15 protein-coding genes are annotated in these 12,576 nt (G+C 49.9%); 13 read left to right on the top strand and 2 right to left on the bottom strand.

Annotated elements, in window-relative coordinates; all coding sequences use genetic code 11:
• The first annotated feature begins 1 nt into the window (after position 1).
• The 5 genes from ACFSUF_RS24980 (at position 2) to ACFSUF_RS25000 (ending at position 2,336) form a co-directional block, all read left to right on the top strand.
• Positions 2-592: a TetR family transcriptional regulator gene (locus ACFSUF_RS24980; protein WP_377607769.1), complete on the top strand. Its 591-nt coding sequence runs from the start codon at positions 2-4 to the stop codon at positions 590-592.
• Between the two features lie 134 nt (positions 593-726).
• The gene (gene sigY, locus ACFSUF_RS24985; RefSeq protein WP_377607771.1) at positions 727-1,248 is read left to right on the top strand and encodes an RNA polymerase sigma factor SigY; all 522 of its coding nucleotides are present in this window, start codon (positions 727-729) and stop codon (positions 1,246-1,248) included.
• Complete coding sequence (locus ACFSUF_RS24990; protein WP_377607773.1) at positions 1,245-1,616, top strand: YxlC family protein; 372 nt, start codon at positions 1,245-1,247, stop codon at positions 1,614-1,616. Before sigY ends, ACFSUF_RS24990 begins: the two co-directional genes overlap by 4 nt.
• Positions 1,613-1,822, top strand: a complete 210-nt coding sequence (locus ACFSUF_RS24995; RefSeq protein WP_377607774.1) for a sigmaY antisigma factor component — start codon at positions 1,613-1,615, stop codon at positions 1,820-1,822. The genes ACFSUF_RS24990 and ACFSUF_RS24995 overlap by 4 nt, the downstream gene beginning before the upstream one ends.
• A gap of 127 nt (positions 1,823-1,949) precedes the next feature.
• Positions 1,950-2,336 carry an ATPase gene (locus ACFSUF_RS25000; RefSeq protein ID WP_377607776.1) on the top strand — a complete coding sequence of 129 codons (387 nt, stop codon included), beginning with the start codon at positions 1,950-1,952 and terminating at the stop codon, positions 2,334-2,336.
• Between the two features lie 123 nt (positions 2,337-2,459).
• Here the strand turns inward: ACFSUF_RS25000 and ACFSUF_RS25005 are convergent, their stop codons facing one another.
• Complete coding sequence (locus tag ACFSUF_RS25005) at positions 2,460-3,227, bottom strand: YheC/YheD family protein (RefSeq protein ID WP_377607778.1); 768 nt, start codon at positions 3,225-3,227, stop codon at positions 2,460-2,462.
• A gap of 217 nt (positions 3,228-3,444) precedes the next feature.
• On the opposite strand from ACFSUF_RS25005, the gene gatC reads away from it, so the two are divergent.
• The 7 genes from gatC (at position 3,445) to ACFSUF_RS25040 (ending at position 10,896) form a co-directional block, all read left to right on the top strand.
• A complete protein-coding gene (gatC, locus tag ACFSUF_RS25010) occupies positions 3,445-3,732 on the top strand; it encodes an Asp-tRNA(Asn)/Glu-tRNA(Gln) amidotransferase subunit GatC (protein WP_377607780.1) in 288 nt (95 codons plus the stop codon).
• 32 nt (positions 3,733-3,764) lie between these two features.
• A complete protein-coding gene (gene gatA, locus ACFSUF_RS25015; RefSeq protein WP_377607782.1) occupies positions 3,765-5,219 on the top strand; it encodes an Asp-tRNA(Asn)/Glu-tRNA(Gln) amidotransferase subunit GatA in 1,455 nt (484 codons plus the stop codon).
• A 34-nt stretch (positions 5,220-5,253) separates the two neighbouring features.
• Positions 5,254-6,699, top strand: coding sequence for an Asp-tRNA(Asn)/Glu-tRNA(Gln) amidotransferase subunit GatB (gatB, locus tag ACFSUF_RS25020; RefSeq protein WP_377607784.1), 1,446 nt, complete (start codon positions 5,254-5,256; stop codon positions 6,697-6,699).
• 91 nt (positions 6,700-6,790) lie between these two features.
• Positions 6,791-7,252, top strand: a complete 462-nt coding sequence (locus ACFSUF_RS25025) for a GNAT family N-acetyltransferase (RefSeq protein ID WP_377607786.1) — start codon at positions 6,791-6,793, stop codon at positions 7,250-7,252.
• 5 nt (positions 7,253-7,257) lie between these two features.
• Positions 7,258-8,499: a DUF4097 family beta strand repeat-containing protein gene (locus ACFSUF_RS25030; protein WP_377607788.1), complete on the top strand. Its 1,242-nt coding sequence runs from the start codon at positions 7,258-7,260 to the stop codon at positions 8,497-8,499.
• A 161-nt stretch (positions 8,500-8,660) separates the two neighbouring features.
• Positions 8,661-9,041, top strand: coding sequence for a Fur family transcriptional regulator (locus tag ACFSUF_RS25035; RefSeq protein ID WP_377607806.1), 381 nt, complete (start codon positions 8,661-8,663; stop codon positions 9,039-9,041).
• A gap of 115 nt (positions 9,042-9,156) precedes the next feature.
• Complete coding sequence (locus ACFSUF_RS25040) at positions 9,157-10,896, top strand: glycosyl hydrolase family 18 protein (protein ID WP_377607790.1); 1,740 nt, start codon at positions 9,157-9,159, stop codon at positions 10,894-10,896.
• A gap of 38 nt (positions 10,897-10,934) precedes the next feature.
• On the opposite strand, the gene ACFSUF_RS25045 is transcribed toward ACFSUF_RS25040, so the two are convergent.
• Entirely contained in the window at positions 10,935-11,282 is a 348-nt protein-coding gene (locus ACFSUF_RS25045; protein ID WP_377607792.1) for a DUF2614 family zinc ribbon-containing protein, read from the bottom strand.
• Positions 11,283-11,502: 220 nt separating this feature from the next.
• On the opposite strand from ACFSUF_RS25045, the gene ACFSUF_RS25050 reads away from it, so the two are divergent.
• Positions 11,503-12,081 carry a hypothetical protein gene (locus ACFSUF_RS25050; RefSeq protein ID WP_377607794.1) on the top strand — a complete coding sequence of 193 codons (579 nt, stop codon included), beginning with the start codon at positions 11,503-11,505 and terminating at the stop codon, positions 12,079-12,081.
• Positions 12,082-12,576 lie beyond the last annotated feature (495 nt).

Genomic DNA, 12,576 nt, shown 5'->3' on the forward strand with positions numbered 1-12,576 from the left:
TATGGCAGGCGAACCTGAGATCAAGAATAGAATTTTACTCGCGGCCAAATCGTTGTTCGCCGCTCAAGGCTTTGATGCGACATCGGTAAGACAGATCTGTGAGAAAGCAGGGGCCAATCCGGCTCTCGTTTCCTATCATTTCGGAGGTAAGCACAATATGTTCTGTGCCTTGTTCGAAAGCTACTTTCCCGGAACAAGGCTTCCCGAGATCGACAGGCTGCCGGGGAATGCTGCGGATAAAATACGGCTGCTATTAACGGAGGTTGTGCATTACAGAAGCAGCGATCCTGACATGATAGCGATCCTTCAGCGTGAAATTACGACGGATTCTCCGAGAATCGACGCGATCCGCAATCATGTGATGCCCGTATGGATGATGCTCAGAAATTTATTGGAAGAGGGAAAAGATAAAGGTTTGTTCCACTATGAATCATTAGACAATACTTTATTTTTTATCCTTGGAATCGTTCTGTTTCACCGCCATACCCGCTACTTCCAGCCTTTGTTCAGCGGGGAAAGAATATCAACGGAAAAGTTGGCGGAGGACACTTGCACCTTTGTATTCCGCGGTTTGGGTTACGAAAAAAAATAATTTAAAAATAAGGAACCCTGTTGAACGAATGACAGGGTTCTTTCGTATTACAGGCAGAACCGCGTACAAGAAAGCGGCTAATGGAGGATCACCGGCAGCTGAACAAGAAGATTTCACCGGAAGGAAGACCGTAGTTGAACGAAGAGCAGTTAATTAAACAAGCGCAGCGCGGGGATACGGATGCACTCGCATCCTTGTTTCGGGAACACTACACTTTTGTGCTGAAATACTTGACGAAGGTGACGCTAAATCCTGTTTGGGCTGAGGATCTTACCCAAGATACCATTGTAAGGGCAATGGAGAAAATCAGCCTGTATAACGGAAAGTCCAAGTTTTCCTCCTGGCTTATCACGATCGCCAGCCGCCTGATGAGCGATCAGGCACAGAGACGGAAAAGGGAGAAGCTATGGCAGGAACAGGAACAATCGGTCCGACGGCTGGAATGGAAAGCGGGACATGAGCAGGAAGATTGGCCGGAGGTGCTGAATGCCTTGGGCGGGCTGGATCATGATATGAGGATGCCGCTTCTCCTTAAACATTATTACGGATACACCTACGATGAAATCGGGGATATGCTCGGGATTCCGGGCGGTACGGCCAAATCCCGGGTACACCATGGAATAAAGCTGCTTAGAAAGGAGATGGATTTGAGATGAAATCTGAAAAACCAGGAGAACAGAAGCAAAGGAAACCTGCCGATATAGAAGCGGAACCCGCTGACTTCGATTCTGCAGTAATCGAACTGCGGCGGGGGTTGGATCAACTGGACCGCCTAGCCTCGGCAGAGCCTCCGGCGATGGACTGGTTCGTTTCGCTCGCGCAGGAACAGGCAAGGAGAGAACGTTCCGCTTTATGGCTGGAACTTTGTCTTTTTTGGGCAGCTTCCCTGGCATTGCTGTCCGCCTTTGGATGGCTGGCGTTACATCATTTGGAATGGTTTTTGGGCTGCTCCGCGTTGATCTTTGCAGCGGGGGCTGCCGGAGGGTTTACCCTTTACCGTAAAGGAAAGGAGGAAACGGCATGAACCGGGTGGATGGCAGCATTTTGCCTTGGTATGGCTGGGTACTGCTCGCTTTGCTCCTGATGCTCCAAAGCACCTGGCTGTTCGTAGATGCCAGAAGGCGAGGCAAGTTACCTTGGTTTTGGGGGCTTTGGGGTCTGATTCAGTTCCCAATGCCGATTCTGTTCTATCTGATTTTCGTTTGGCGCAAAGCCCGGAAGCAGGCCTGATTTTCAGGTCTTCTCCGGGTATTTTTTGCATTGGACACAACAACCTTTTTTTAGTAGAATCATACTAATATATTGTTAGATACCCTGCTGATGCTGGTAGATTCACAAGAAGAAGGGGGCTGGACCCATGCTGAAATTAGGCCAGAAGGTTTATATCATAGACGATTCATTCGAGCAGAATTTGCCTGTCGGCGAATACGGCTACATCATCGCTTACGAACGCAATCAGGACAACGTTTTCGACTATGTAGTCCGGGTGCCGAAGACCAATAAGCATTACTTCGTGACGGATGGCGATATCGAAATGGAAGAAGTGCTGCTCGAACTGGAAGCTGAACGTATCGAGCGGGAAGCTTTGATAGATTATGCTTTGGCTACAAGGAATGAAGAATTGTTCCGCAAGATCATGAACGGTTCCGAAGAAGAAGCTCCACCGGCTGAAGAAGAGCTTTCTAAGGAGAACCTGAGTACCCAGGACTTTATTAAACAAATTAATCTGAAAGCCTGGATTTAACAGGCTGAATAGGCTGTCTCGGTAGATGTTCTATCGTGACAGCCTTTTTTCGTGGACCGGAACAAGCTGAACCCGCTGAACCCGCTGAACCCGCTGAACCCGCTGAACCCGCTGAACCCGCCGTTACACTCCGCCGTATGCTTTAGAATACCGGTACACTTTACGAAATACCGCTTTGTTCTTCAGTTTTCTGAAAATATAAGGATCAGGCTTCGTGTTCACTTCCAGAATCCAAGGATGCAGCTGGCGGTCTAACGCGATATCAAGGCCGATTTCCTTGACCCGGGGATATTTCTTTTGGAACTGCCTTGCCGTGGCGACACCGAGCTTGCCCAGCTTTTGCTTGAATCTGACAATCTCAGCGCCCGGCAGGTAGGCGCTCAACAGCGTCTCCAATGCCATCGGAGTGCCGCCGCTGTGATAGTTCGTGACGATTTTGCGAGGGGCCGCAACTCTTCCTATAAAACCAGTCGGCTCCCAAGAACCGGAGGGGCTCATTTGCACCATTACCCTAATGTCGAAGCGGCGGTTTTTGTATGTTAAGAGATGAATGCCTTTTTGGGCCAGATAGATACGTTTGGCTTTATGAGCTGCAATGGAGCTGTAAAGAGCATCGATAGTGTAGAAATACCTTCTGGTTTCACCGCTCTGATAAGCATAGGGCGCCCCGCCGCCGTACCCGTTCTTTTCAACCCTCATAACCCCTTTGCCGTATGTTCCGTGATCAGGCTTGACATATACCATTTGATACGTGTCCAGCATGGCGGCCAAAGTCGATTTACTCAGCTTCCTGGTGTCCGGAACGTATGGTTTCAGGCGGTCGCTCTTCAATAGGAGCAGGGTTTTGCCCCATTTGCTGTGGACCCGTTGTATGCCGGATTTCAATTTCATTAGTCGGATGGCTCCTTCTTTCCCGATAGGAATAAAGTATGAATCGAGTTCTCCCATATCCTATTCCGTCCGTTCTAAAAATTTACGCGTTTAGGCCGGTCTGATGAAATATGTGCGTTAGCCGCATAGCAGGGATTTCATTGAGTTCACAGGGGGTCTAAGCTATAATAGAAGGAATGAGCGTTCGTACAAAATAAAGCAAAGGGGACAAGCGTCCATGAGCATTACAGTGAAAGATGTCGAGAAAGTCGCCGCTTTGGCGAGGCTGGACCTGAAAGAGGAAGAGAAGGGCAAGTTCACGGAGCAGTTAAATGCGATCTTGAAATATGCTGAGAAGCTGGGGGCGTTGGATACAGACCATGTTGAGCCTACCACGCATGTTCTTCAAATAACGAATGTGATGAGGGAAGACGAATCGAGGCCTTCGCTTGGCATCGAGCAAGTGATGCTGAACGCGCCGGATGAGGAAGACGGTCAGATTAAAGTGCCTGCGGTATTGGAATAGAACGGCTATATATTGAAGGGAGGCTGCAAGCATTGTCTTTATTTGATTTGAAGTTGCAGGAATTACATAGCCGCCTGGCCGGCAAGGAGCTTACCGTTACGGATCTGGTAGGAGCATCCTACAAGAGAATAAGTGAAGTAGATTCCAAGGTAAAAGCGTTTTTAACACTGGACGAGGAGCGAGCCTTTAACGAAGCCGGGGCACTGGACGCCAAGCTCCAGACAGGCGAAGAGCGCGGACTGCTGTTCGGGCTGCCGGCCGGAATTAAGGACAACATTTCCACCGAGGGCCTGCGGACCACTTGTGCGAGTCAATTTCTGAAGAATTTCACACCGGTATATGACGCTACCGTGGCCAAGAAGCTGAAAGCGGCGCAAGCAGTAACGATCGGTAAATTGAACATGGATGAGTTTGCAATGGGCGGTTCCAACGAGAACTCCAGCTTCTTCCCTACTCATAATCCTTGGAACCTGGACTATGTGCCCGGCGGCTCCAGCGGCGGTTCGGCTGCCGCAGTGGCTGCGGGTGAAGTTTACTTCTCGCTTGGTTCCGATACGGGCGGTTCGATTCGCCAGCCGGCGGCATACTGCGGCGTGGTCGGACTGAAACCGACATACGGCCTGGTGTCCCGTTTCGGGTTGGTGGCGTTCGCTTCTTCCTTAGACCAGATTGGACCTATTACAAAGAATGTAGAAGACAGCGCATATGTGCTTCAATCCATTGCAGGCTACGATGAGATGGACTCGACATCGGCTAAAGTGGACATTCCCGACTACCTGAGCGCCCTTACCGGAGACGTAAAAGGCCTTCGCATCGGGGTGCCGAAAGAATACCTCGGACAAGGCATCGATCCGAAAGTGAAGGAATCCGTACTATCTGCTCTGAAAGTATTGGAAGGCCTCGGCGCCGTGTGGGAAGAAGTGTCCCTTCCTCATACGGATTATGCGGTTGCTACTTATTACCTGCTGGCCTCCTCCGAAGCCTCCTCCAACCTTGCGCGTTTCGACGGAGTACGGTATGGAGAGAGGGCGGATGCCGATAACTTGATCGAGCTGTATCATAAATCACGCAGCCAAGGGTTCGGCACGGAAGTGAAACGCCGGATCATGCTGGGGACGTACGCTCTGAGTTCCGGTTACTATGATGCCTACTATTTGAAAGCTCAGAAAGTCCGTACGTTGATCAAGCAGGACTTTGATCAAGTATTTGCGAACTATGACGTCATCATCGGGCCGACGGCACCGACTCCGGCATTCAAACTGGGCGAGCAGGTCGACGATCCGTTAACGATGTACTTGAACGATATCGTGACGATTCCTGTTAGCCTTGCCGGCGTTCCTGCGGTCAGCGTCCCTTGCGGATTTGCCGACGGCCTTCCGGTCGGCCTGCAGATTATCGGCAAAGCGTTCGATGAAGCGACCGTGCTTCGCGTGGCGCATGCGTTCGAACAGCATACCGATTACCATAAGGAGCGCCCGCAGCTGTAGGGCCGCTTTACGCATAAGCGATAGGAGGAATACCATGTCATCGACTAGTAGTAAATATGAAACGGTGATCGGCTTGGAGGTTCACGTAGAGCTGCACACCCGATCCAAAATCTTCTGCGGCTGTTCCACGGAATTCGGCGCTCCTCCAAACACGCATACGTGCCCGATCTGCCTCGGCCATCCGGGCGTATTGCCGGTTTTGAATAAGCAGGCTGTGGAGTACGCTATGAAAGCGTCCATGGCGCTTAACTGTCGGATTGCGACGGAAAGCAAGTTCGACCGCAAAAACTATTTCTATCCGGACTCGCCGAAGGCGTACCAGATTTCCCAATATGACAAGCCGGTCGGTGAGCACGGTTATGTAGATATCGAAGTAGACGGCTATACGAAACGGATCGGCATTACCCGGGTTCACTTGGAAGAAGACGCCGGAAAGCTGACTCACGTGGACGGCGGTTTCGCGTCGCTGGTAGACTTTAACCGGGTAGGCACGCCGCTCATCGAGATCGTCTCCGAGCCGGACATCCGCACGCCTGCGGAAGCCCGCGCCTATCTGGAGAAGATTAAGGCTATCATGCAATACTGCGAAGTATCCGACGTGAAGATGGAGGAAGGCTCGCTGCGCTGCGACGCCAATATTTCCATCCGTCCTTACGGACAAGAGAAGTTCGGCACGAAGGCCGAACTCAAGAACATGAACTCCTTCCGCGGCGTGCAGCGCGGGCTGGAGTATGAAGAGATCCGCCAGGCCGAAGTGCTGGACGACGGCGGCGTGATCGTGCAGGAGACCCGGCGCTGGGATGAAGCGCAGGGCCGTACGGTCTCTATGCGCGGCAAAGAAGAAGCGCATGATTACCGATACTTCCCGGATCCGGACTTGGTCCGCCTCTTCATCGATGAAGAGTGGAAGACCCGCGTACGCGCCTCCATACCGGAGCTGCCGGATGCGCGCAAAGCCCGCTATGCAGCCGAGTATGATCTTCCAAGCTACGATGCGGAAGTGATCACCTCATCCAAGAAGCTGGCGGATTTCTTTGAAGAGAGCCTTCAATATACGAAGGATGCCAAAGCGGTTTCCAACTGGATCATGGGCGACCTGCTGGGTTTCTTGAATGCAGGCAACCTTGAGCTGAGCGATGTGAAAATTACCGGACAAGGCCTGGGCGAAATGATCGGTTTGATCGAACAAGGTACCATTTCCAGCAAAATCGCGAAGACCGTCTTCAAAGAAATGCTTGAATCCGGCAAACTGCCGAAGCAGATTGTAGAAGAGCAAGGTCTGGTGCAAATCAGCGACGAAGGGGCGATTCGCGCTATCGTTGACGCGATTGTGGACAAGAACCCGCAATCCGTTGCTGATTTTAAAGCCGGCAAGGATAAGGCCATCGGCTTCCTCGTAGGGCAAGTCATGAAAGAAACCAAAGGCAAGGCTAACCCGGCGTTGGTCAACAAGCTGCTAACAGAAAGTTTAAACCGTTAATCATCTATGGAAAGGCTATCCCGCTCACGATCGGGGCGGCCTTTCTTTTTGTAAAGAATAGGCTTCATGTCCCGTTCAGGAGGATATAGTGATGTTGAAACGAATAGACTTGAATGACAGGCTTGCAGTCAATGAACTATGGTACCTGCAGCATGCCTCGTATAAGGTGGAAGCGGAATTGATCGGGTTCTCTCAGATTCCTCCCTTATTGGATACACTCGATACGCTGCAGAATTGCGGCGAACAGGTTATCGCTTATGAAGCGGACGGAGAAATGGCCGGAGCGCTGGCCTATACGACGGAAGGCCGGACAGCGGAGATCTGCAGGATGATGGTGCATCCGGATTATTTTCGCCAAGAAATCGCCTCAAAACTGCTGGAATATGTGGAAGACAACAGCGGCTGCAGCCATTTTATCGTCTCCACGGGCACACTGAATGAACCGGCGATCCGGTTATATCGGAAACACGGCTTTCAGGAAACAGGCAGGACCGAAGTGGTACCGGGCGTGTGGATCACTCATTTTAGCAAAAGCATCACAGAAAGGGGATAAGAGGCATGATCAGAATCGGCAGAATTACCGCTTCGCTCATGCTTATTACGGTGGGTGCCGTTCTGCTGGTAGACCGCTTCTCGGAGATGCAGTATGCGGCTCTCCTTCCGAGGCTGTGGCCGGCGGTGCTGATCGTTCTGGGGCTGGAATTTATTGTGATCAGCTTGGTATACCGCAATGCGGGCCGTAAACTGAGAGTGAATGTAGGCAGCCTGCTATTAGCGGGGGTGATATCAGCAGGTGTTACCGCCTATTCCCTTTCTCCTTCGGTTTCCTGGTCCGGCATCGCCGACTTTTTCATTAGTATGTCTACCTCTTCCTCCATGGAAAGGGGAAATCATATCGATAGAGGATTGACACGGATTCCGCTGACCCCTCAGATTCAGAAGGTGAAGCTGAACAATCCCAACGGGAAGGTGACACTTCTCAGAGGGAACGTCGAAGGCATAGAAATTCATACCGATATGTGGATCGACCAGGTTAACAAGCAAGAAGCTGAGAAGATCGCGGAAGGTTCAAACATTGTTTATGGTACAACCGGGGACCTGCTTGAAATTACAGCCCAAGGGCAAAAATACAGCATCGGCAGCAAGCGAAAGCCTAGAATGAACTTGACCGTTACCGTTCCTGACACGGCTTTGGATTGGTCGTTTGAGATGACGAACGGTACTTTAACCGTTTCCGGAGTGCCTGTACGCGAACAGCTGAGAGCGAATCATATGAACGGGACGATCTTTGTAACGGACATCGCCGCTGCAGTCGAACTGGAGACAACCAACGGAAGCATCCATATCAAAAACATCCAAGGGGACGCCGAGCTAAAGTCTACGAACGGAAATGTTACTGTCAGCCAGGTGAAGGGCAATGTGGAAGCTCATTCAACCAACGGAAAACTCGAAGCTGACGCGGTTACCGGGAAGGCGGAACTGAAAACCACGAACGGCAAAATCACGGTAAATGGCGTGACAGGCGAGCTGGCTGCACACACAACGAACGGATCGATTACCGCAGCATCGTCTGTGATCGGAGGAGACTGGCAGCTAAAAACGACAAACGGCGGGGTCGAGGCTTCATTGCCGGAGAACGGTAATTTTGAAGTGGACGGATCCACCGGCGCCGGCAGCATTGCCACTGACTTGCCCCTGCAATTGAGCAAGCGCTCAATCGGCGGTACAATAGGAAGCGGGCAGTATAAGGTTGAAATCCGCACGAATCACTCCGCTATCCGCATTACTGAATATAAATAATGCTGCTTGAAGTTTAAAAACAGCTTCAGCTATGTACTCACAGCGCATACCGGCATCGTTGACAACCGCTTCCTAACAGCTATAAAATGAAAAGACATTACATCACGAAGGCGGTGAGGGGCTTGACTAACCGGTTTGAACACGCTGTACAGAAGTTGAAGATGTCAGGCGTACGCATGACTCCTCAGCGGCATGCGATCCTTTCTTACTTGCTGGATTCGATGACGCACCCGACTGCAGATGAAATTTACAAAGCGTTGGAACAGCGTTATCCCAATATGAGTGTAGCTACGATATATAACAACCTGAAGCTTTTTGTCGAGGCCGGGCTCATCAGGGAATTAACGTATGGTGATGACTCCAGTCGTTTCGACGGGGATATGACTGACCATTATCATGCCATTTGCGAAAGCTGCGGAGTCATCGTTGATTTTCATTACCCCCAGCTGCTGGAAGCGGAAATCTCAGCTTCCAAGGAAACAGGATTCCGGGTCCGCGGCCATCGGATGGAGATTTACGGAACCTGCGAAAGATGCAGCTGAGCACTGAATAGAACTAAACTAAACTAGATCATATAATGGGCGCATGAATGGCGGTGGGACAGTTCCTGACCGCCCGTGTGCTTTTTTTTATCTATAAGACCCGGGAGGAATTAACATGGATTTGGAGATTAGGCAGCGCCGGCATACCGGACGCAGGAGAGGGCGCAGTTTGTGGGTCGTATGCCTGCTGATCGCAGCCTTGGCCAGTTACGCTGCCTATGAGTTGTGGCTGGCGCCGAACCGGGAACATGTCAAGCCGGACTTTCACGGATGGGACAAGCCTGTTTTTTATCAAGGAGTGCTTCTGGAGAAGCCGGCTCAGGGTACGAAGGAATCATTGCTCCTTCCATTGGAATCCATTCAGAAGCATTTGGATCCCGGCATTATTTATGAAGCTTCAACGGAATCCGTCATTTTGACTACCGACAGCAGTGTGCTGCGCTTGAGAACAGAACAACGGACAGGCCAGCTCAATACGAAACCGTTCCCTTTGCATTTTCCCGTGCGTAACTTGAACGGTGACATTTATGTTCCGATTGCTCCGCTGAAATTGTTGTATGGACTTAAAATTGAAGAGGATACCGGTACGGGCGCTGTCATCATTAAGAAGGCAGGGGACCGGATTCAGCATGGATATATAGGGAGCTCACGCAGTTCCAAAACCGCAACTTACCCTGTAAGGAATGCCCCTAGCAGAAGAGCGCCTATCGTCGCAGATGCCGTCCACGGACAGAAGGCGGTGCTGTGGGGAGAGACTGACGGGTGGTATGAAGTGCAGCTTCCTAACGGCATACAAGGTTATGTGCCCGTGAAGCAGGTGACCAAAGGAACTATGGAAACAGTGGCTGAACCTGTTAAGAATGCTGCTTTTGTTCCCTGGAAACCGAAGAACGGCTTGCTGAATATGACTTGGGAGCATGTTACCAGAACGACGCCGGATCCTTCTAAATTTGTCCCGATGCCTGGACTGAACGTGATTAGTCCCACCTGGTTCGAGCTTATGGATGGGCAAGGCACGATCCGCAGCAGAGCGGATTTAGGTTACGTGAAATGGGCTAACAGCAAAGGCATTCAAATCTGGGCGTTATTCAGCAACGGCTTTGATCCGGATTGGACTTCCGCCGCTTTATCGACTTATGAGCGGAGAATGGCCATGGTCAAGCAGCTGTTAACCTATGCGGAAGTATATGGGCTTCAAGGAATCAATCTAGATTTTGAAAATGTGTACCTGAAAGACAAGGATCTGCTCACGCAATTCGTAAAAGAGCTGACTCCGCTGCTTCATGAAAGGAAGCTAGTAGTATCAATCGACGTGACACCGGTTTCCAGCAGTGAAATGTGGTCCTTGTTTTATGACCGTAAGCAGTTGAGCCAAAGTGTGGATTATATAATGCTGATGGCCTACGACGAACATTGGGCCAGCAGTCCGGAGGCAGGTTCGGTTTCCTCTCTTCCATGGGCAGAGCGCCATGTAGTTCATTTGTTGGAGAAGGAAGGCGTACCTGCGTCTAAACTTGTTCTAGGCATCCCGTTCTATACTCGTCTATGGGAAGAGAAGCAGGTGAACGGGGAAACGAAGGTTTCTTCAAAGGCATTATCCATGGACAAAATAAACCTGCTCATAAAGGAGAAGAAACTGCAGCCAAGTTTCCTTTCGGACATCGGGCAGCATTATGTGGAGTTTGAGGAGAATGGAAACGTGTATAAAGCCTGGTTGGAGGACGCGGTTTCCATTAAAGCGCGCGTACAGCTGGTGCATAAGTACGGGCTTGCCGGTACAGCTTCCTGGAGGAGGGGATTTGAGACCCCGGACATTTGGAACGTAATCAATCGGGAGTCAGCACAAAAGCCATAGGGCATAATGCCCTATGGCTTTCTTGTATGATATGAGATTTAATTATCGAACGTAACCTTCTCGGTAGCCTTGTCTGCATCCAGTGTCAAGATTGTCTTGCAGAACATGCAGCGGTCGGTACGGCCCAGCATTTTCGTTTGTCTGCCACACTCCGGACATTGCAGCATCGTAGCTGTAGTGGACAGCATTCCCGCCCAGAAATAGATTCCAACCGACACCAAAAGCGAAATCATACCGAACACCATAAAGATGCCCGCAAAGATCTTCCCTGCTTGTCCCCATAACAATATTCCGGCTGTCCCCAGAATCATGAGACCCATTCCGAATAATGTAAGGAGGAGTCCCCATAAGCGGAACTCATTAATTTTGCTGGATTTAAAAAACATGAACGTTCCTCTTCCCTGAAAATATTCGGTACCAAAAGATTGAATTGCAGGAAATACATATATGAATGCAGAAACTATTATATATCATATCCCATCTCTTTCATAGCATAACCCTGCCTTGCACCTTGATCCCGTTTCATTTACGGGGCTGCCGTTTACATATAGTAGTAAGGGAACATCTGCCAATTTGGATAGGAATGGATAACAAGGAGAGATTATTTTGGATAGGGATATTTTCCTGGAAAGTGCCGGACAAGGGCCGGAATGGCTGAAGCCGTTGCGGGAACAGGAGCTTTTTGTGGAATTTACAATGTTTCTTTATCACTATATGCAGAGCAAGAAGTTTCTGAATGAAGGATTCATTCTGGATTCTTACAGCAGCAGTATTAAGGCATTGCATCATTGGGCGGCTACCGAAATCATAGAACATGGGGAATGGCCGGATAAAGCCGTATGGCAGAGGGTCAGGAAAATCAATCCCGGTATACATAAACTATATGAAGAATTAACGGAAAGCCAGGAGACCGTGGAACTCAGAATACAGCTGATTGTCCTCGCCTGTGAGTTTGCAGTAAGTTCTAAATTGAAAGTCTGCTGCGGGTTGTTATTGGAATTGCTTGAGAGCAGGGAAGAACCTTGGAGCATGGAGAAATTTGCGGAACATCCGATGCTGTCCGGGCTGACTGAGGAACTGCCGGCCGTTCTGCAAAAACTGGTGTCCAAGTCTCTAATCAGAGAAGTGGCGGTGGTTACAGATGAGAGCTGGTCACGTTTGGAGTTAAGTTATACAGCAATGTAATATAGTAAGACTGCATCTAGGAAAGCGCCCTAATCGTTACGGTTAGGGTGGCTTTCTTTTTTGTTTTTCATCCGCAGCAGGCACCAGAATCTTCAGAATATATAAACTTTAAAGTGAGGCTTGACTCTCCGTCTCATCCTGTGATAAATTAATTCTCGCCCCTTCGAGAGGGCAGCATTCGACAAAACGAAATGAAAGCTTGAAATGATTTGGTAAAAGATACAAATTAAAAAAAGCTTGCAAAGAGTTGGGCGAATGTGATATATTATAAAAGTCGCCGCTGAGATGAACAACATCGAAACGGACGGCGAAAGCAAGACAGTTTGATCTTTGAAAACTGAACATCGAGCGAATAAGCAGTCACATGACAGTGACTTTAATAAATAAGTCAGCTAGTGCTGAAACGAAGACCCTTGTATGAGGGTCGGAGGCTTCAGCCGGAATGAGTCATCAGCTTTTCTTTTATGGAGAGTTTGATCCTGGCTCAGGACGAAC

Source organism: Paenibacillus gansuensis, assembly GCF_042684925.1.
Lineage (GTDB): Bacteria > Bacillota > Bacilli > Paenibacillales > DY6 > Paenibacillus_N > Paenibacillus_N gansuensis.

What these genes read in the sequence shown, in the direction of transcription:
- ACFSUF_RS24980 (WP_377607769.1), top strand. Translation starts at nt 2, where the DNA reads ATGGCAGGCGAACCTGAGATCAAGAATAGAATTTTACTCGCGGCCAAA.
- ACFSUF_RS24990 (WP_377607773.1), top strand. Translation starts at nt 1,245, where the DNA reads ATGAAATCTGAAAAACCAGGAGAACAGAAGCAAAGGAAACCTGCCGAT.
- ACFSUF_RS24995 (WP_377607774.1), top strand. Translation starts at nt 1,613, where the DNA reads ATGAACCGGGTGGATGGCAGCATTTTGCCTTGGTATGGCTGGGTACTG.
- ACFSUF_RS25000 (WP_377607776.1), top strand. Translation starts at nt 1,950, where the DNA reads ATGCTGAAATTAGGCCAGAAGGTTTATATCATAGACGATTCATTCGAG.
- ACFSUF_RS25005 (WP_377607778.1), bottom strand. Translation starts at nt 3,227, where the DNA reads ATGAAATTGAAATCCGGCATACAACGGGTCCACAGCAAATGGGGCAAA.
- gatC (WP_377607780.1), top strand. Translation starts at nt 3,445, where the DNA reads ATGAGCATTACAGTGAAAGATGTCGAGAAAGTCGCCGCTTTGGCGAGG.
- gatB (WP_377607784.1), top strand. Translation starts at nt 5,254, where the DNA reads ATGTCATCGACTAGTAGTAAATATGAAACGGTGATCGGCTTGGAGGTT.
- ACFSUF_RS25025 (WP_377607786.1), top strand. Translation starts at nt 6,791, where the DNA reads ATGTTGAAACGAATAGACTTGAATGACAGGCTTGCAGTCAATGAACTA.
- ACFSUF_RS25030 (WP_377607788.1), top strand. Translation starts at nt 7,258, where the DNA reads ATGATCAGAATCGGCAGAATTACCGCTTCGCTCATGCTTATTACGGTG.
- ACFSUF_RS25035 (WP_377607806.1), top strand. Translation starts at nt 8,661, where the DNA reads ATGTCAGGCGTACGCATGACTCCTCAGCGGCATGCGATCCTTTCTTAC.
- ACFSUF_RS25040 (WP_377607790.1), top strand. Translation starts at nt 9,157, where the DNA reads ATGGATTTGGAGATTAGGCAGCGCCGGCATACCGGACGCAGGAGAGGG.
- ACFSUF_RS25045 (WP_377607792.1), bottom strand. Translation starts at nt 11,282, where the DNA reads ATGTTTTTTAAATCCAGCAAAATTAATGAGTTCCGCTTATGGGGACTC.